Raw genomic sequence first — 19,204 nt, forward strand, 5'->3', positions numbered from 1 at the left:
TGAGCAAATCAGCTTAAGCAATATTAAGCTGTGCTGTCGGCATGAGCCGTCGAATGTTGTTGAGCGATCGACTTTGCCAAGATACCGTTTCTGAACCTTCGACAACCAGCTGAATCGTTTGTTTATTACGCACTTTAATTACTAGGCTGAGCAAAACATTTATACCAGAACTATTTAAAAACTCTAGCTTCCGTAAATCCAGAGTTAAAACAGACGGCTCTTGATTCACAACTTTATCGAGTAGCATTACAATCGGAGCATACTCCTCCATGCCGTTAAGCTGAAGCTCTCCTTGAAACGTCACAGTCTGCGTCTCTGAATTGTAACGAACACGGTATTCATCATCTCTGATTTCAAGTTCAGCCGATTCTGTCATAGTTTTCAGTCGTCCACTTATACATACGTTATAGCGGTAACTGCACTGTCGTCGTGACTGTTGCAATAGGAAGGTCTTGCTGAATTGTCTCAAATTTCCAGCCCAGTATTCCCGCATAGTCATTCATAATCGTCAGCAAGCCCAGCCCAGAACTGCTACAACCTTCTTGTGTGTTTTTCTCCAATTGATAGATAAATCGCTCGTTGGGGTCACAACTGAGCAGATCTTGAATCAAAGCTTGAAATGATGAAATTTGTTGCGGCTCGATGGCATTGGTTGTCCGAAAAACAAGGCGATCGCGCCTTAAATCAAGCTTGATACTGATGGGATACTGTGAGGTTTCATCGCTAAACTTCATGGCATTTTCTAACAGTTCGTTTGTAATATAGCGCACAGCACCAATCACCTTATTGCGCTGCTTCAGGGCATCTGGCTCATCTTCAACGACAGGAAAAAAGGGAATCAAAAAGTCGGCAACAAAGCTGGCAGATAATCCATTGTTTCGCCACAGTTGCTTCAAGGGAATCGAATTGGATGAAAACCCTATCACTAAATACTCTGGACTAGACGATTCATCCTCAACGAAATTTCCAAAGGTTTGAGACATATTGCTTGAATCTCTGTTCTTTAGCATAATCGTATCGTCCCTGAATAAGTTAAAACTAGTCTCTTTGTCAATAAGTAATGCTACTTAAAAAGTTTTGGGAAGTGGTGGTAGAAAACATAATTTCTGGGAAAGCGATCGCCCAAAGGGTACTGCGCAATCGCATAACTATATCTTCTAGAAAGTTGCGTCAAGAATTTACAGAGCATTTAGAGAAAATTTACAACAAAAATGTTTTTTGGAACGGTTCTTACTTTGTTGCAAGTTGTGGCGGAGTTACCGTGTCCACGCTGCGAAAATATATTGAAGGACAAAATCAACCAGAAGATTAATCTGAAGTTCGTTTCCTCCATGTCTCCCGACCAATGCGACAGCGAGGGAGGGAGACTGTCGTCAACTCACTCGCAATTCATCTCAACGCCTCCCTATCGCGTAGGCGTGAGGCTTCTTGCTGCTTTAGCTAAAACCTCAGAAAAACCTCAGAGTTTGTTGCAATAGTATCTGGGATAAGATTGTCAGGCAGCTCCTGTCCGTAACGCAGGGGCTTTTTATTTATTGCTTTCATCAATGGGAAAGGTACGGATACAATGATTTGACTACTTAGTAACACGTCCTGCCGTTGTGCTGAATCAGCGCCTCTGAAATCAGATGACGTACGTAAGTTAAGAAAGTTTTATGGTCGTAAGAACCTTTTTGAAAGATCTTCTCCACATTTCCGTTTAACTGCTGACAGTCCTCTGGTGTAAGCTGTTTTGCAGTTGTCACAACAATCGGAATCGTTCCCCACTGGGGATGTTTACGCAACTCGCTAACGAATTCAAAGCCATCCATTTCTGGCATCATTAAATCTAATACGATCAATGCTGGTTGATTGGTTGTGATGCTAGAGAGAGCAGTGCGCCCATTGGTCGCTTCAGTAACTTGCCAGCCCTCTTTCTCCAGTTGCCGACGCAGCATTTGACGAGTCATTGTGTCATCCTCGACTACGAGTACAGTATTAGGAACTTTGTTTGACGTGTACTTTTGCAGTACTACGACCAACTGCTCTCGGTCGATTGGTTTGAGCAAATAATCAGAAACACCAAGGGCATAGCCCTTATTTTTCTCGCTGACGATAGTGACCATTACCACAGGAATATTGACGAGTTCGGGCTGTGTTTTGATAGCACTCAACACCGACCAGCCATCCATCTGTGGCATCATGACATCCAGCAGAATCACATTGGGGCGCACCTGTTTGGCTAATTCCAGTCCTTGTTTGCCACTCGCTGCCTTCAGCACGTAAAACCCTTCTTTACTCAGAAACCGCTCTATTAAGTCACGGGCAATCGGATCGTCATCAATCACGAGTACCGTGTTCCTATTGTGTGATGGCAACTCTGGGAGAACTGTACTCTGGCTGGTTGACTTTTCTTTAACAATCTCCACGATAGCAGGCAACTCAATAATAAACGTGCTGCCTTTGTCCACTTCACTTGCCACGGTGATGTCACCTTTCATCAATTGGCAACATTTTTTGGTAATGGTAAGCCCTAATCCCGTACCACCATATTTACGAGTAGTGGAGGCATCTGCTTGTGTGAACGGCTCAAACACTTTTTTCTGTTGCTCAGCACTCATGCCAATTCCAGTATCGCTGACTTGAAAGCGAATCCACTCGTTGTCATTATCAACATCGCGGCTAACCGTTAGCGTCACAGTGCCTCGATCAGTAAATTTGCCAGCATTACTCAGGAGATTGAACAAACTCTGGCGAAGCTTAGTGACATCCGCGTGCATGATGCCGATATTCTCTGGACAATTAACTGTTAAGTGATTGGCATTTTTCTCTAGTAATGGGTAGACGGTTGCTACGACATCATTCACCATAGTAGTAATGTCGAACGTCTCAAGATATAGATCCATTCGACCTGCTTCAATCTTGGAAATGTCAAGGATATCGTTGATTAACCCCAGTAAGTGTTTGCCTGCTGTGTGAATTTTCTGGATGTCAGGAATTAGGTCATCAGTGCCTAGATCTTCCATTTCCTCCTGCAACATCTCACTGTAACCAATAATCGCATTGAGCGGAGTCCGCAATTCGTGACTCATATTCGCTAGAAATGTGCTTTTAGCGCGATTAGCGGCTTCTGCGGCTTCTTTAGCCTTCTCCAAATCCTCTAAAATACGTTTTAGTTCTTCGGCTTGTCTGGTAGCGGTGGTAGCAAGTTCCGCTTGAACTTGTAAAGCCTCTCGCAAATCTGCCCGTTGCTGAGTCAGTTCGGTTGTCAACTTTCTGGCTTCGGACAGTGCTGTGTTCTGTGCTTGCAGTTGGAAGAGAAAGTCAACGATGCGATCGTGAATTGGAAAGTCCTTGAACGTAATTCCCAGAGGTTTGAGAACAGCGACATCAGGAACGACAGGCGAACAAAGGTAGAAGATCGCTTCCAATGATTCAACATAAACCATCTGACCCTGTAGCTGCATTCCACTGGATACAGACTTCAATAGAAATAGAGAACGAGTTTGCTTGATGATGGCAGCAAAATCAAATTTAATTTTCGGGCGCTCGATCTGAAACTGTTGCTCAAGCCGACTGCCTAAAATTTGAGGCTGAAGGCGCTGTAAAACGTTACCTATCTGTACAATTTGCATCTCCCGGTTAATAACGAGGTGAAACGGGAACACCTGGGTTAACAGATGAGGAGGAAGGGTGAGATTGGCAGGAATCTCACTACTGTTATTCGGGTTTGTATTTGATTGAGAACTCATCATGCTCTGCTCCCTCTTCCCGACTTCTAAGCTGTGTGATATCAACCTCAACATTAAATCGTTTTCCCAAGCCCCCCACCAAGCCAAACACCATTGGAGCCAGCCCTTGCCGGCTAGAACGGTAATGTAAGTTCATAGACTCCTCGGCTACATCGGTGCATTCAAATGAAGGTGGCTTGAGCTGTGGAAAACTCACACCAACCCGAGCATGAAGATTGTCTAGGTTCTGAAGAAAATCTGGCAGGTTGTCTCCAGCCATGTCCATCATCTCTCCGTAACCTTCTTCTGCTGTATAAATTACCCAATATTCGCCGAAGGCTTTAAGAATTTCTGGAGGCGGCATTGCCAAAACTTCACTCGCTGCTTTTACCAATCTGTGAGTGATGTCATCTGGGTAAGCCTCCATACCTATAAACGTGTCAACTTCCACCTCAGCCTTTTGCCTGATCGTTTCCCAGGTATCTTCCCCAAATTTCTCACACACCATATCGCGGATTGCTTTATTCACTAGACCGTACATAAAAACTACCTTAGTTGTTAGTACTATTTGTAAATGCTATGTTGTTAATATTATTTGCATATGTTATGGGAGAACATAAAATAGAAAGAGAATTTCCCCTATATTATCTTGAACGGTCTGTCGCCCCGTAACACCATTATCAAAGCCACTCAGGCTGCCTTACTCCTGCCGACCTGCTAACCTTCTATTATTTTTTGACGCTCCCAAGCACTTCTACCTCAGTCTGCAAGCTTTCTTTAATAAAGGGGAGAAAAACCTGAATGCCCAAGATTCTGTTAGTTGAAGATAACGAGATGAATCGGGACATGATGTGTCGCAGGCTTCAGCGCAGAAATTTTGATGTGGCGATCGCCATAGATGGGGCTGAAGGTGTGTCGATGGCAATCTCTGAAGCCCCAGACTTGATTTTGATGGATATGAGCCTACCCCTCATGGATGGAATCGAGGCGACTCGCAGAATTAAGGCGCATCCTGCAACTAAAGACATTCCTGTGATTGCTTTAACTGCCCATGCTATGTCTAGCGATCGCGAAAGAGCTTTAGAAGCTGGATGCGATGATTATGATACAAAACCTGTTGACTTGCCTCGCTTGCTTGGCAAAATCGAAGCACTGTTGCCCTCAATCACGCCATGAGTCATGAGTGACGATCGCGCTTTCCAACCGCTAGATACTGCAGCCCAAAGTGCCTTCCTGGCGAACCTACGGCATGAACTTAGGACGCCAATGAATGCCATCATTGGCTACAGCGAAATGCTGTTAGAAGAATTAGAGGAGACGAATCTTAAAGATGATTTGCAGCAAATCCATACGTGCAGTCAACAGCTGCTCTATCTCATCAACACGATTCTCAATCCCGTTAAATTAGAAGAGAATTCAGTAGATCTAAATGAGTTAAGCCATACTATTCAGGCTGAATTGTTGACCCCAGTTAATGTGGTGATTAATCACTGTGAGCGATTGCTGAAAGAGGCTGTTCCTCACCCGATCCCAGATTTAACCAAAATTCACACGGCTGCTCAATCCTTACTGATGCTGATCAATGAAAATGTTAATTTTTCGCAAGAGCAGCTTACGGCAGATAATTCAAGTCAAACACCAACTCACCTCCCTCTTTCCAGTACAGCTTCGACGATGCAGGAAGTTGTCAATACGATTCGTTCATTAGAACAAAAGAGCGATCGCCCGAGTGTTTCTTATCAAGGAAAAATTCTAGTCGTAGATGATAATGGCATGAACTGTGATTTGCTCTCCCGACAGCTAGAACGGCAGGGCTATGCTACAGCTACGGCGACTAACGGGCAGAAAGCCCTTGAGAAGTTGAGAGCTGAATCATATGATTTGATTCTGCTTGACATTATCATGCCTGAGATGAATGGCTATCAAGTTTTGCAACATCTGAAATCGCATGAGCAGTGGCGGTACATTCCGGTTGTGATGATTTCAGCTTTAGATGAAATTGACAGCGTGGTCAAATGCATCGAGATGGGAGCAGAAGATTACTTACCAAAACCTTTCAATCCGGTGCTACTTCAGGCAAGAGTTGGAGCTTCTTTGGAGAAGAAGCGGTTGCGGGATCAGGAGGTTCAATACCTAGAGCAGTTAGCCGCCGCCAATCGAAAAATTGTCAAACTGAACGAAAGCCTCAAGGCTGAAAACCTCCGCCTGAATGCTGAACTAAATATTGCCCGTAAACTTCAGCAGATGATGCTGCCGAAAGACCAAGAACTCGCTCAGATCGATGAGTTAGAGATTGCAGGATTTATGGAGCCAGCAGCAGAAGTCGGTGGGGATTACTATGACGTGTTAACTCGTAACGGTCAGATTAAAATCGGAATCGGCGATGTCTGCGGTCATGGATTGGAAAGTGGTGTATTGGTGATTATGGTCCAAACGGCAATTCGGACTTTACTAGAAAGCAATCTCACAGATCCACATCAGTTTTTGCAGGTATTAAACCGGGTTATTTACGATAATGTGCAGCGAATGGACTCAACCAAAATCCTGACGCTGACCTTGCTAGATTATCAGAATCGAACCTTGTGCTGTAGTGGTCAACATGAAGAAATCATCGTTGCTCGCACGAATGGTCAGGTTGAGCGAGTTGACACAATTGACTTAGGCTTTTGGGTTGGACTAGAACCTAACATAGAACCATTCATTGATCAAGCGCAGATTCACTTGAATCCTGGCGATGTTGTGGTACTTTATACCGATGGTGTTACAGAAGCCAGAAATTCTGCAGGTTTGCTATATGGTTTAGAACGGCTTTGTAATGTGGTGCAACAACACTGCCACCGCTCAGCTGAAGATATTCGTCAGCTTGTCATTGAGGATGTTCGGCGTCACATTGGAAGCCATTGTGTTTGTGATGACCTCACTTTGCTAGTTCTTAAACAGCGCACTTAGTCGCCTGCCCCTGCGTCCAACTAAAATGGTTGGTCAAGAGTCAAAAATCAAAACTTACTGCTGACTCTTGACAATCCTCACGAGAAAGTATGCAATGGTGTTTTAGCTGATCTGTCGTAAACTTACATACATTACCGAAATTTCTAGGCACCAGAAAGCGCTTGCGTCTGTCAACCGCTATACTTTCGTTGTGCCATACTACAATTCGTAACAAGCTAGATTTTCAAAGAATCTAGCTCTGTCTGCGCTGAAATCAACTGAATCCAATTAATCAAAGTGAATCAAACAAATAAAAATTTTTCCTTCCGTTTAGTTCTAGCTTTTATTATTTTGTTTTCTATTCTAAATTTAATCGTCACTGAACCTGTCATTCCTATTTTGGGGTTTCATGGCATCATTGCTTCTAAAACTCCTGTTACTCGGTTTGACCAGAGATATATGCATTACCCACAACAAGATTTAGAGAAACTTTTAGAGCATTTAGTTCATAATAATTATTGGTTTTTAACATCTCAAGACTTATATGACTTTTTCTTGACAAAAACAAAAAAAATTCCGAAAGAGTATTCAAATCAAAAGCCCATCATGATTACATTTGATGATGGATATAAAACAGTATACACAAAATTGCTTCCCATTTTATCTAAACTTGAAGAGAAATACGGTAAAAAAGTAAAAGTTGTCTTGTTTATTAATCCAGGTACTCTAGAGCAGAGAAGTAATGCTGCCATTCACTTAGGATGCCAGGAATTAAGAGAAGGCTTAAAAAAAGGTTTTTATGATATTCAATCTCATGGATTAAATCATAAAGACTTAACGACACTCAATCGTCAGGAGTTAGTTAAGGAACTATTGCAAGCCCAGATTCAACTGAGAAAATGTACACAAGATTTAGACCCACAACAACAAGTAGCATCTCATCTTGCTTACCCTTATGGAGCTTATAACAAACAAGTGCAGTTCTATGCTTCTAAATATTATTTATCTAGCTATCTATACAATAATAAAATGTTGGATTATGATTGTTTAAAAAACTACTATGAAATTCCTCGTATACCAATGAACGGACAAATATTATTTAAACAAATGCTACAAGAAGTTGCTGAAGGTTTTCATAAATTTAAGAGTCAAAAAAAATGCGAAGGTAAATAAAAAAAATCTTTATCCTGAGGCTTAGACATGGGAGAAATAATATATAACGGCTGAAACAATAGACTTCTTGCAAAAGTATGATGAATGGATATTTAGAACCCCAGATACACGCAGGAAAACACAGATCATTTATCTGTGTCAATCTGTGGTTTGTTTTCATAAAATTGACTTTTCCAAGAGGTTGAATATGAACTAAAATGAGATTTTCATGCACGAAAATATTATCACTATTGCCAAAGAAAAACGCGCCTATGCCTTAGATGCACTGCGTGGATTTGCAATTTTAGCAATGGTCTTATCAGGCACTATAAAATATAAGATTTTGCCAGCTTGGATGTACCATGCTCAGGAGCCTCCACCTACCCATACTTTTCATCCTAATCTGCCTGGCTTAACTTGGGTAGATACTGTATTTCCAATTTTCTTGTTTTGTATGGGAGCAGCTATCCCCTTAGCGCTGTCGAGTCGCCTTGCTCAAGGATTCACCACAAAACAAGTTATATTATACATTTTTAAAAGAGGATTTTTGTTAGGAATATTTGCGATATTCCTTCAACATATTAGACCGTTTACGCTCAATCTAAATCCAACAAAACAAACATGGTGGATAGCCTTATTGGGTTTCGTGATACTCTTTTTTATGTTTGTTCGGTTGTCTGTAAACATAAAATTTAGGCAGTACGCAAAATGGATTACTTTTGGTGCTTACATCGCAGCAATTATCCTCGTCTGTTTTCTGAGATATCCAGATGGAAGCGGATTTTCTCTTTCCAGGAGCGATATTATTTTAGTCGTCCTGACAAATATGGTGATGTTTGGTTCACTTACCTGGTTTTTTACCAAGAATAATTTGTTGCTACGTCTAGGATTGTTAGGCTTATTGATTGCTTTGCGACTGTCGGCTACTGTTAAGGAGAGTTGGATTGCTTTGCTTTGGAAAGCATCGCCTGTCCCCTGGATTTTTCAATTTGATTATTTCAAGTATTTGTTTATCGTTATTCCTGGAACAATTACGGGAGATCTCATTCTCAATTTGCTGAAAATGCCAGAAATAAATAAGGGAGATCAGGAAATTAAATCAAACGGTCGTCAGCTACGTTTTTATAGCATCATTGTGTTGATGTTCGCTATTTGTTTGAGTCTACTGATTGGCTTACAGGCAAGATGGGTATGGCAAACGGTTTTACTAAGTGTAATTCTTTGTTCAATGGGCTGGTTGTTATTTGTCAATCCAGCTAATGATACGGAAAAATTGCTGAAATCATTTTATCAGTGGGGCGTTTATTGGTTGGCACTTGGCTTACTTTTTGAACCTTTTGAGAAAGGGATTAAAAAAGACCCATCTACGTTGAGTTACTACTTTATTACGACGGCGATCGCACTCTTTCTCCTAATCACCTTCACTATACTTATAGACATCTTTAAACAGCGAAACTGTCTCCAACTCTTAATTGATAATGGGCAGAATCCGATGATTGCTTATGTAGCGTTTGCTAATCTTCTTTTGCCCATTTTGAGATTAACTAAACTTGAACCGTTCATATTAAATTATACAAACACCCCGTTAACAGGCTTTTTGAAAGGGGTCATTTATACGTTAACAATTGCGTTTGTTGTAAGCTTTTTTACTAAATTAAAGCTTTTTTGGAAGACGTAAAATTAAATTCTATTACGTACCGATATACACTTACCCGATTTGTGATACATTTAACACTCACTCTGAATTGTCATAATTTTCGCTAATAAATTTATAAATAACTGAAGCCTCAAACTGCTATAGAAGGAGATGCATCAATGCCAAGCACTTTAAGAGTGAGGACAAATACTGTTTTCAAGCAAGACTGGCGACTACAATCAAATGATCCTCAGTTACAAGAACAAGACAAGTATTTAGCGAAAGCAGGTCAGCAATTGCGTGTCTCGTCCATTGACCGTAATACTCAGAAATATGGTGGCGACTACTGGCTAGTCACTTTCGAGCAACCACTTCAGCCTACTCAGGGGAAACCTAAGATTAACTGGTATGTTTATGTACCTCATGTAGAAGAATTATCAGTAGATTCATCAAGTTCAGTCATTCTCAGAGCAAGGACAAGTACAACTTTTAAGCAAGACTGGAGAGCACAATCATCAAACCTCGGACAACAAGACAAGTACGCAGCCAGAGCAGGTGAGCAATTTCGCGTCTCCTCTATTGACCGCAATGCTCAGATATATGGCGGCGACCACTGGAAAGTAACTTTCGAGCAACCACTTCAGCCTAGTCAGGGGAAAGCTAAGAGTACTTGGTTCGTTTATGTGCCTCAAGTAGAATTATTAGGCAATACAGTAACCTCACCCACTATTAGAGCGACGACAAATACAACTTTTAAGCAAGACTGGAGAGCACAAACATCAAACCTCGCAGAACAAGACAAGTTCGCAGTGAAAGCAGGTCAGCAGTTTCGCGTCTCGTCAATTGATCGCAATGCTCAAAGATATGGCGGCGACCACTGGAAAGTGACTTTCGCCCAACCACTTCAGCCTAACCAGGGACAAGCTAAGAGTACCTGGTACGTTTATGTGCCTCATATAGTCTACGAATCATCTGCCTTAAGGTCTGACAGGAATATAGCACCCGGTAGTAGCAACAAATACATAACCCAGAAGATACTGCAACAAATAAATGGAAGCCCCTCTATCGAAGCTGTGACAAACGTGAGCTTGCTTTGTCCCTCGTCGCTTCTTCTCTTGTGCTTCGTTTGTACTTCTGCGGTTCGTTTAAAAAATTATTTAAAAACTATACTTTTCCATTTCCCGCGCTAAATTCAAAGGTGCAACAGCGAAAGTGCTGCACCCTTTCATGAAATTACCAACTAGCCACAGCTTGAGCTATAGCTTCATGTGCTTTGGCAAAAGACTGTTCGCGAGCTTCATCACCCGCGCCGAGGTCTTCCACATTAATGAATGTAATATCTGTAATTCCAACAAACCCAAAAACCGCTCTCAGGTAGGGTTCCTGATAATCGTATGGTGCGGCGGGACTTCCTGGTGAAAAGTTACCGCCCCGAGCTGTGACAACTAGCAACTTTTTGCCGTCAACCAATCCCTTGAAGCCGCCTTGCTCTGTTACAGCGAAGGTGCGACCAACGCGAACAATTTGGTCAATGTAAGCTTTGAACGCAGAGGGTACGTTAAAGTTATACATCGGTACACCAAAGACATAGCGATCGGCTGTCAAAAACTCATCAACTAAAGTATCTGACAATTCAATTGCCTTAGTCAGTTCGGGTGGGCGAGCATCTGGTGGTGTAAAAGCAGCAGCAATCCACGATTCGTCTACATGGGGAACTGGATTGTGACCTAAATCCCGGTAGGTGACTGTATCTCCAGAATGGGCGTTTTTCCAAGCTGTCACAAACTCATGAGTGAACTTGCGGGAGAAAAGAACGTTCTCCACGAGGACTAGAGTCGATATGCAGGATATTTGCCATGAATTAATTCCCAATAGTAAACAAGTGATAGGGGGTTGCTCATTAGGCTTGTAGTTACGCAGAAACGCAACTATGAACCAGTCCCTTTATTTATAGTTAAATTTTTGAGCCGTAATAACTTTAAGCTATGTAAAGTTAACATGGAAAGTAGGCACTTAAAAGTAAGGTACTTACCTAAAAGAAACTATGAAAGCTGAAGCGGAAAACCATAGCAGGCTAACTTGTGAAGTGGAAACCACGCTCAGGGTGATTGGTGGACGCTGGAAGGTTTTGATTATTAGAGAATTGATGGGTGGTGTGAAACGCTTTGGCGAATTACAGCGAGCTTTGGGTGGAATTACTCAAAAAATGCTGACGCAACAACTTAGGGAGATGGAGGAAGACGGGATTATTCATCGAAAAGTTTACCCACAAATTCCTCCCAAAGTGGAATATTCTTTAACGCCTTTAGGAGAAAGTCTTCAACCAATTCTTTATGCAATGCACGAGTGGGGTGTCAAGCACGTATCTCAGATAAATAGTAAAAAACGAAATATTTGAGAATTACACTTTTTTGTGAAAACTGTCCTTTGTCATTTGTCATTAGTCCTTTGTAATGACTAAGGACAAAAGACCAAGAGTTGATTTATAAAGTAAATCTTAAGTAGGGTACGCCCTTGCAAAGCGCCGTAACGGACTATGTTATATGGCGGTGCGTTAGGCGCTTTTCACATGTTTTTCGTTACAAATCATATCGAGCATGGTGCGCCTAACACACCCTACAAGAATTTTCTTTTTACTTTATAAATAATCTCTAATGACTCATGACAGCGCTTACAATTTAACGTTTATTCATTATTGTGTAAATATTCAATTGCCGCCTCTAATTTTGAGGGATATCCTTCAGCAAATCTCTCAAACCAAAGCCCTTCTGAAGAAAGTGGATCTAATTTGGCAAGCCAAAGATTGGCTTGCTTTTTCAACTCCTCTAATTTTTTAGCCTTGAGTTGTTCTTGTCTAATACGTTCTTGTTCCTGTTCTTGCTGTCTTTGCAATTTTTCAGCTAAGTCTTTTTGCTCAAAATCAGCCTTGACTTCCGCTAAAAGGCTATCTATTAACGATTCTGATTTTCGCTGCATACTCATTGGTTTTGCTGAGATGGGTTTAGGCTGCTGTTGTTGGGGTTTTTGTTCCTGATATTCAGCTTTGAGTTCAGCTAAGAGTTTGTCAATGGAATCCATGATATGAAATCCTCAGTACTCCACATTCAGTTTGCTCCTTAATTTAGTAAAAAGTTAGGAAGATGGTTATACCAATTCTGTATGAAGATGCGCCTAAATATAAACGAACCACAAAGGGCGCAAAGGACACAAAGAAAGAAGAAGTCAAGAAAATTTGGCGCAGCCTCACAAAGAAATGGTATTAGTCGTTAATAGCATTGAGCAGTACTTCTGATAAACTCATATCTTCCATATCTTCTATAGTGATGGTGTCGCAGATATCAAACTTTGCACCTGCTCCTTGTAGTTCATCATCCAACACCTTGAGAAAGCGAGTCGCTTGCAAGTCTGTACCGACTTGAATAAAAGAAATCGCAAGTTCTTCATCGCGATCCATACGCCGAGAAGCTTCAATAATAACCTTCATAACCGCTTTGCGATCGTCTGGTTCACCATCAGTCACAACCAAAATAGTTTCACCATTTGGCTGAGTTTGACCGCTAGCCTTCCGTTGAAAGTAGTTATCAGTTGCGTGTTTCAATACACCTGCCAAGTCAGTTGTGCCAGAGGGATCATTTTCTTGGAAAATTTGCAACACCTTGCTTGATGTCACATTTTCGTAGCGCTTGAATCTTCCAGAAAATAGATAAACAGTGATACCATCTGGGTCAAATTGCTCGCATTTACTCGCCAAGGCAAAGGTAGATTCTTGTGCAGCAGCCCATCTGCTTCTGCCACCCTTTTGGTCTGAAGTTGCCATGCTGCCGCTTTTGTCGATAATTAAAGTATAGTCACGATTTTCTAGCATTTTTATTATTCTCCGTATTTATATCTGTCATTTGTCGATTAATCACTAATCAATCGGTAATCGCGTTCATCAACACATCAGCAAGGCTCATATCTTCCATGTCATCCAAGGTGATTGTGTCGCAGATGTCAAATTTAGCACCAATACTTTGCATTTGGTCATCTAAAGCTTTGAGAAACTTGGTTGCTTGGGGATCTGAACCTACTTGAATTATAGAAATTCCCAATTCTTCATCGCGTTCCATTTGGCGAGACGCTTGAATAATCACCTCAAATACTGCTTTGCGGTCATCTGGTTCGCCATCGGTGATAACTAGAATTGTTTCGCCGTTGGGTTTGGTTTGACCTGCAGCTTTGCGCTGAAAATAATTTTTGGTTGCGTCTTGCAGGACACCTGCTAAATTGGTTGTGCCAGCCGGGTCATTTTCCATAAAGACTTGTGCCACTTTGGCTGAGGTGACATTCTCGTAGCGTTTAAATCTGCCAGAAAATACATAAAGTGTAATGCCATCAGGGTCAAATTGCTCACACTTTCTTGCTAAAGCAAGTGTAGATTCTTGGGCTATCTCCCACCGACTTCTACCACCGGCTTGGTCAGGAGTGGACATACTACCGCTTTTATCAATAATTAATGTGTAATCGCGATCGCTCATCATAATCTTCCTATAATTGTTACCTTGTTGTTCTAGTCTAGCCGTTGGGTTAGAGTACGGCTTCTACTGGCGATTCTTTGTAACAATAAGCTATTCACGGGGACTGGGGACTAGGGATTAGGGACTGGGGATCCTTGAGGAATTGAGGACGGAGATTGTACTGTGCCCTAATAACAGTGATTGGGATAAGGAATTAGGATTTGGGACTTGAACCCAATCCCCAATCCCCAATCCCGGAGCGCCGATTCCTCCCCGCCTTGGGTGACAAGAAGACACGGAGGAATCGGGGCGACTCGATGAGCTAAAAAAAAATTCCCCCAGACTATGTGAGGGAGGTTCAAGAAAAAGTCTTGAATCGAAATATTATGCAGGGTTAGCTTGTGCTCTTTTTTCGAGTAGGTTGATAATAGAAGCTTTTTCTAAGATTCCGACAAGCACGCCATTGTCACGAATCACCGCAAGTGCAGATAACTTTCCTTGTTCTAGTAGCTTCACGACTTCCAATAAGGGTTGGTCGGATTTCACAGTGGTAAACTCTTCAACAGGTCGCATGACTTCTTTAATTTGAGTTTCTGACCAGAGTGTAGTAGGAATAGTTCGCAAATCGTTAATAGATATTGCTCCTACTAACTGTCCGTTATCATCAGTCACTAAGAACCGATGCCAGTTTTGCCAATTCAAGATGCGCTCATCAGCAAACTCTCTTAAGGTAAGAGTACCAGACACAATCGGGCTATCGGACGTTACCGCATCGGCTGCTGTCAAACCTGTCAGTCGTTCTTGTACTCTGGCAAACTGAGCCACATTACCAGCATTTTGTAGTAAGAAGAAACCGACTAAGGCGTTCCAAAAGTTACCAAAGCTGCCAAATAACAGTAGTGGGACTAAACCAGAAGCGATCGCCAGCCAACCAAAGATTTGACCAACTCGACTGGCAAAAACCACACCCTTATAAGGATTGCCCGTAACTTTCCAAACAAGAGCTTTCAGTATATTCCCACCATCCAAAGGCAAGCCTGGAATGAGGTTAAACAGCGCTAATGCTAAGTTCACTGAAGCCAGTACACCAATAATCGCTGCTAATGCTCCTGATGGGGCGGTAGCAAAACCAACGGCTGTAAAGAGACTGAAGAGCAGTAGGCTAACTAAGGGGCCTGCGATCGCAACCCAGAAAGCTTCACCTGGGGTTTTTGACTCTCTTTCTAAGCTTGCCAACCCACCAAATATAAACAGTGTGATTGATTTCACATCAATTCCTTGGCGAATGGCGACAAAGCTATGTCCTAATTCATGGGCGACAACAGAAGAAAATAACAGTAGCGCTGTTAGCAATCCTAGTAGCAAAGCTAATCCCCCGGCTAATTGGGGAAATTGCGCCGCCAGTCCACTGCTATAACTCCAAGTAACTAATCCCAGAACCAAAAACCAGGACGGATGGATGTAGAAGGGAATCCCGAAGAGATTGCCTACACGAATAGTGCCATTCATGGCGTTCACCTTTGATTTCAGCTTGGAGAGGTTTGGTTTTACCCCTCTCGATGTCTCTATCGTAACGATTTGTTAAGCCATCTTAATCTTCTCAACTGTCGTGGTGTCCGTCCGTTAAAGTACGGTTATCGATAATTCTTGCCTTGTGACTGATTTTGTGCCTCGGTAGAAATCAGTCAGGAGACAGCTTAGCAGCCGATAATTTCTTAGACTGCGTACAAGTAACTTTACTCTTCTGGTAAGGCATAAAATCCCAAATGGTTGCCAACAGGACGCTCGCGCATAGGTATTCTTGTATGTATTGGAGCGTGTATATAATCTATTGCGAGAATTGCGAGAAAAAAGGTTGCAATTTTCCGGAATAGATAAACCTCTGCTTGTAGATATTATTAGTTGACTCATTTATAACTGAACTTCTATACGAGCCGCAGGGGATATAACCCCACCACTATTAAAAACCCGGTTATGATAACCGGGTTTTTGGCATAAGTTGCAATTCTTTTGTACGGTCTTAACAATTGTTACGTTGCATTACAATACGTTTGAAGCACAGAGATTAGCACAGGATACGATCAGTGACACACCAAACTTCTTCTAAAACAGCATCTACCTTAGGTAATAAAGAGACAGATGTCATCGTCATTGGTAGTGGTATTGGTGGTTTGAGCTGTGCAGCTCTTTTGGCGCGGTATGGCTTTGATGTGACAGTTTGCGAGAGCCACTCAATCCCGGGTGGTGCAGCACATGCTTTTGAGCGCGATGGATTCAAATTCGACTCAGGTCCATCGCTTTACTCTGGGTTATCCTACAGTCCTTCTGCTAATCCTCTCAGGCAAGTGCTAGATGCAATTGGCGAGGAGTTACCTTGCATGACCTATGATACATGGGGTTGCTGTCTACCAGAAGGAGATTTTGACACCTCCGTTGGTGCTGACCAGTTTTGTGAGGTGCTGAAGCGGTTTCGTGGCAATGAGGCAATAGGCGAATGGCGCGAGTTACAGCGCGTGATGGAACCACTAGCGCGTGCTGCAACTGCAATACCGCCAGCAGCTTTGCGTCTTGATTTGGGCGCAGTTATGACTGTAAGTAGATTTGCCCCATCTTTATTTCCACATATTGCAGACATCGGCAAGCTTACAGGACCCTTTAGCCGAATTATGGACGGCGTTATCAAAGACTCTTTTACGCGTAACTGGCTTGACTTGCTTTGTTTTCTCCTCTCTGGACTACCAGCAGATGGAACGAGTACAGCAGAGGTTGCATTTATGTTTGCAGATTGGTATCGACCAGGTGTGGTGCTAGACTATCCCGTTGGTGGGAGTGGTGCCTTAGTTGACGCCTTAGTCCGGGGACTGGAACGACATGGGGGTCGGTTGATGCTGAACGCCCATGTTGAGCAAATTCTTGTAGAAGGCAAGCGTGCCGTAGGCGTGCGTTTGGGTGGTGGTAAAGAGATAAGAGCGCGTCGGGCAGTGATTTCTAATGCATCGGTATGGGATACGCTCAAGCTGCTTCCAGAAGGGTCAGTGCCAAAACAATTTCGCCAAGAGCGAGCCAGCACACCTGAGTGTGATAGCTTCATGCATCTCCATTTAGGTATCGATGCACAAGGATTACGCTCAGACCTAGCGTGTCATTATATAGTCGTTAATAATTGGGAAGTCGGCGTTACAGCGCCTCAAAACGTCGTATTGGTATCGATTCCCTCAGTTTTAGACCCCTCATTAGCACCGCCCGGAAAGCACGTTATTCACGTTTATACTCCAGGTAACGAACCTTACGACTTATGGCAGGGAATGGACAGGAAGAGTGAGGAGTATGCACGACAAAAACAATTGCGTGCAGAAGTGATGTGGCAAGCTTTAGAGCGAATTATTCCGGATATTCGCTCGCGTTGCGATGTGACACTAGTTGGTACACCACTAACACACCAGCGCTATCTGCGGCGTCATAGAGGTTCATATGGTCCAGCAATTCAGGCAGGAAAAGGTTTCTTCCCTGGTTCTAACACACCTCTTCCAGGACTGCTGTGCTGTGGAGACTCGACCTTTCCTGGTATTGGTTTACCAGCTGTCGCCACGAGTGGGATGATGACTGCAAATACGCTTGCACCGCTCAAGAAGCATTTAGGAATGCTTCAGGATATTGGTTGCATTGGTTAGGTCATAATAAATTTAGGTGTTATCTTTACAAAAATTTATGTATTTAACTTGGTTAGACAGCAATTCTTGGCTGCTGGAAATCGGAGGGAAACGAATACTCGTTGACCCTTGGCTAGTTGGTTCGTTAACCTTTGGTAATTTAGATTGGTTCTTCAAAGGTTCCCGACCTCAAGAACGTCCAATACCAGAGAACATTGACCTGATTTTGCTATCTCAGGGTTTAGAGGACCACGCTCATCCACCAACGCTGAAGCAACTTGACCGCAATATTCCAGTTGTCGCTTCTCCCAATGCTGCCAAAGTAGTACAGCAGTTAAATTACACGCAAGTCACAACACTTGCTCATGGGGAAACTTTTACCCTGAATCAAAGTGTGGAAATTAAGGCAACACCTGGCTCGCTGGTTGGTCTAAATTTGGTGGAAAATGGATATCTTCTCAAAGAATTAGAGACTGGCTTTACTCTCTATTACGAGCCTCATGGGAATCATTCACCCACGCTTAAGGAAATTGCTAGCGTCGATGTCGTGATTACTCCGTTAATTGATGCAGCTTTACCCTTAGTTGGTTCAATTATTAGAGGGAATAAATACGCCTTAGAAGTTGCTCAGTGGTTGCAACCCCAAGTCATGCTATCTACAGCAGCGGGAGGTGATGTGATTTTTGAGGGATTACTCAACTCTTTACTTCACACTAAGGGAAGCATTGAAGAATTTCGTTCATTACTAGAAAAGAATAATTTAGCGACACGGGTGATAGAACCAAAACCGGGCGATCGCTTTGAACTGAAATTATCCAAGCGAGCATTAAATGTTTGATTGATGAAAATTAGAGTCCTGGTTACAACTGTTAAGAAACCTTAAACGTTACACTCTTTAGAGCCGATTTAATCGTGAGGCGGAAAGTAACCCATAAGGATTACGGTTCTGCACACTGCCCATCCTGAAATCGAGTATATATTGGAGATGTCAGTTGCAGGGATAGAAAGTCTGAACTGGAACTGTAAACCTTCAACGAAAGAGCGGATAAGTAAAAACTTGATGCCTAAAATTGTAGACGCTAGTCGGGAAGTCGCAAATCAAACTCCTTTAGAGCGAGCCATTCTAGAAGCTATTGAGCAAGCCCGTGCTACTTGTGATATTCAAGGAAACGCCTCTGCTGGCTGTGCTGTAGCCTGGGATATCGTCGAAGAATTGCAAGCAGAGAAATCCCATAGACAGGCAACACAAAAGTTTAAAACATCCTTAGAGTACTACTGTGATGAAAATCCAAACGCGCCTGAGTGTTTAATCTATGATGTCTAATACCAATTCTCCATGAAGATGCACTTACAGCAGTTTTCAATTCGGTAGAATACAGGTTGGCTGTAGGGGCACAGCATTGCTGTGCCCTGACTATGTGGTTTGTAGTCTATGCATATGAAAAGCGCTGTAATATTAAAAAATGAACCGCCAAGTACGCCAAGTACGCGCCCGGAAGAGAGAGGTAATTATTTAGTGCAAGTTTCCAGAGAATTGGTATAAGTTGAGTTAAATACTGTGTTATAGGCCAATACGGTTCAGTTAGTGGTGTTTAGTTTTGTTAAGAGCCCCCAACCCCCTTAAAAAGGGGG

17 protein-coding genes and 2 pseudogenes are annotated in these 19,204 nt (G+C 42.6%); 10 read left to right on the forward strand and 9 right to left on the reverse strand.

The features are described 5' to 3' along the window. Positions 1-13 precede the first annotated feature (13 nt). Both V5G28_RS01360 and V5G28_RS01365 read right to left on the reverse strand, forming a co-directional pair. A complete protein-coding gene (locus V5G28_RS01360; RefSeq protein WP_332992311.1) occupies positions 14-376 on the reverse strand; it encodes a SiaC family regulatory phosphoprotein in 363 nt (120 codons plus the stop codon). A 28-nt stretch (positions 377-404) separates the two neighbouring features. Continuing rightward, positions 405-1,010, reverse strand: coding sequence for a slr1658 superfamily regulator (locus V5G28_RS01365; protein ID WP_336229436.1), 606 nt, complete (start codon positions 1,008-1,010; stop codon positions 405-407). Positions 1,011-1,147: 137 nt separating this feature from the next. Between V5G28_RS01365 and V5G28_RS01370 the strand changes: the two are divergent. Then, positions 1,148-1,312: pseudogene (locus V5G28_RS01370) on the forward strand (IS200/IS605 family transposase); the annotation flags it as partial. A 268-nt stretch (positions 1,313-1,580) separates the two neighbouring features. Here V5G28_RS01370 and V5G28_RS01375 read toward each other — a convergent pair. Both V5G28_RS01375 and V5G28_RS01380 read right to left on the reverse strand, forming a co-directional pair. Next, positions 1,581-3,734, reverse strand: coding sequence for a response regulator (locus V5G28_RS01375; protein WP_332992314.1), 2,154 nt, complete (start codon positions 3,732-3,734; stop codon positions 1,581-1,583). After that, positions 3,700-4,251 (reverse strand): heme NO-binding domain-containing protein, encoded by a 552-nt coding sequence (locus V5G28_RS01380; protein WP_332992316.1) that lies wholly within the window; start codon positions 4,249-4,251, stop codon positions 3,700-3,702. Before V5G28_RS01380 ends, V5G28_RS01375 begins: the two co-directional genes overlap by 35 nt. Before the next feature lie 260 nt (positions 4,252-4,511). On the opposite strand from V5G28_RS01380, the gene V5G28_RS01385 reads away from it, so the two are divergent. The 5 genes from V5G28_RS01385 (at position 4,512) to V5G28_RS01405 (ending at position 10,616) form a co-directional block, all read left to right on the forward strand. Beyond that, on the forward strand, positions 4,512-4,886 hold the full coding sequence (locus V5G28_RS01385; RefSeq protein WP_332992318.1) for a response regulator: 375 nt from the start codon (positions 4,512-4,514) through the stop codon (positions 4,884-4,886). A gap of 3 nt (positions 4,887-4,889) precedes the next feature. Continuing rightward, complete coding sequence (locus V5G28_RS01390) at positions 4,890-6,659, forward strand: SpoIIE family protein phosphatase (RefSeq protein WP_332992320.1); 1,770 nt, start codon at positions 4,890-4,892, stop codon at positions 6,657-6,659. A 276-nt stretch (positions 6,660-6,935) separates the two neighbouring features. Then, positions 6,936-7,811 (forward strand): polysaccharide deacetylase family protein, encoded by an 876-nt coding sequence (locus tag V5G28_RS01395; protein WP_332992323.1) that lies wholly within the window; start codon positions 6,936-6,938, stop codon positions 7,809-7,811. A gap of 208 nt (positions 7,812-8,019) precedes the next feature. Then, positions 8,020-9,468: a DUF5009 domain-containing protein gene (locus tag V5G28_RS01400; protein WP_332992325.1), complete on the forward strand. Its 1,449-nt coding sequence runs from the start codon at positions 8,020-8,022 to the stop codon at positions 9,466-9,468. Between the two features lie 137 nt (positions 9,469-9,605). Then, positions 9,606-10,616, forward strand: a complete 1,011-nt coding sequence (locus tag V5G28_RS01405; protein WP_332992327.1) for a hypothetical protein — start codon at positions 9,606-9,608, stop codon at positions 10,614-10,616. Between the two features lie 43 nt (positions 10,617-10,659). Here V5G28_RS01405 and V5G28_RS01410 read toward each other — a convergent pair. Further along, positions 10,660-11,284: pseudogene (locus V5G28_RS01410) on the reverse strand (FMN-dependent NADH-azoreductase). Between the two features lie 186 nt (positions 11,285-11,470). On the opposite strand from V5G28_RS01410, the gene V5G28_RS01415 reads away from it, so the two are divergent. Further along, positions 11,471-11,824, forward strand: coding sequence for a winged helix-turn-helix transcriptional regulator (locus V5G28_RS01415; protein ID WP_073634745.1), 354 nt, complete (start codon positions 11,471-11,473; stop codon positions 11,822-11,824). A gap of 287 nt (positions 11,825-12,111) precedes the next feature. On the opposite strand, the gene V5G28_RS01420 is transcribed toward V5G28_RS01415, so the two are convergent. The 4 genes from V5G28_RS01420 to V5G28_RS01435 form a co-directional block, all read right to left on the reverse strand. After that, the gene (locus V5G28_RS01420) at positions 12,112-12,504 is read right to left on the reverse strand and encodes a salt stress protein, Slr1339 family (RefSeq protein WP_332992331.1); all 393 of its coding nucleotides are present in this window, start codon (positions 12,502-12,504) and stop codon (positions 12,112-12,114) included. A gap of 181 nt (positions 12,505-12,685) precedes the next feature. Next, positions 12,686-13,291, reverse strand: coding sequence for a vWA domain-containing protein (locus V5G28_RS01425; RefSeq protein WP_332992333.1), 606 nt, complete (start codon positions 13,289-13,291; stop codon positions 12,686-12,688). Positions 13,292-13,340: 49 nt separating this feature from the next. Next, positions 13,341-13,946, reverse strand: a complete 606-nt coding sequence (locus V5G28_RS01430; protein ID WP_332992335.1) for a vWA domain-containing protein — start codon at positions 13,944-13,946, stop codon at positions 13,341-13,343. Between the two features lie 360 nt (positions 13,947-14,306). Continuing rightward, positions 14,307-15,431: a site-2 protease family protein gene (locus tag V5G28_RS01435; RefSeq protein ID WP_332992337.1), complete on the reverse strand. Its 1,125-nt coding sequence runs from the start codon at positions 15,429-15,431 to the stop codon at positions 14,307-14,309. 575 nt (positions 15,432-16,006) lie between these two features. Here V5G28_RS01435 and V5G28_RS01440 point away from each other — a divergent pair. From V5G28_RS01440 to V5G28_RS01450, 3 genes are all read left to right on the forward strand, one after another. After that, complete coding sequence (locus V5G28_RS01440; protein ID WP_332992340.1) at positions 16,007-17,593, forward strand: phytoene desaturase family protein; 1,587 nt, start codon at positions 16,007-16,009, stop codon at positions 17,591-17,593. Between the two features lie 37 nt (positions 17,594-17,630). Then, positions 17,631-18,410, forward strand: coding sequence for an MBL fold metallo-hydrolase (locus tag V5G28_RS01445; RefSeq protein WP_332992342.1), 780 nt, complete (start codon positions 17,631-17,633; stop codon positions 18,408-18,410). 222 nt (positions 18,411-18,632) lie between these two features. Continuing rightward, positions 18,633-18,896 carry a Calvin cycle protein CP12 gene (locus V5G28_RS01450; RefSeq protein ID WP_332992344.1) on the forward strand — a complete coding sequence of 88 codons (264 nt, stop codon included), beginning with the start codon at positions 18,633-18,635 and terminating at the stop codon, positions 18,894-18,896. The last annotated feature ends 308 nt before the right edge of the window (positions 18,897-19,204 follow it).

Origin of the sequence: Scytonema sp. PRP1 (assembly GCF_036697665.2) — a bacterium.
GTDB classification, from domain to species: Bacteria; Cyanobacteriota; Cyanobacteriia; order Cyanobacteriales; family Nostocaceae; genus Kalymmatonema; species Kalymmatonema gypsitolerans.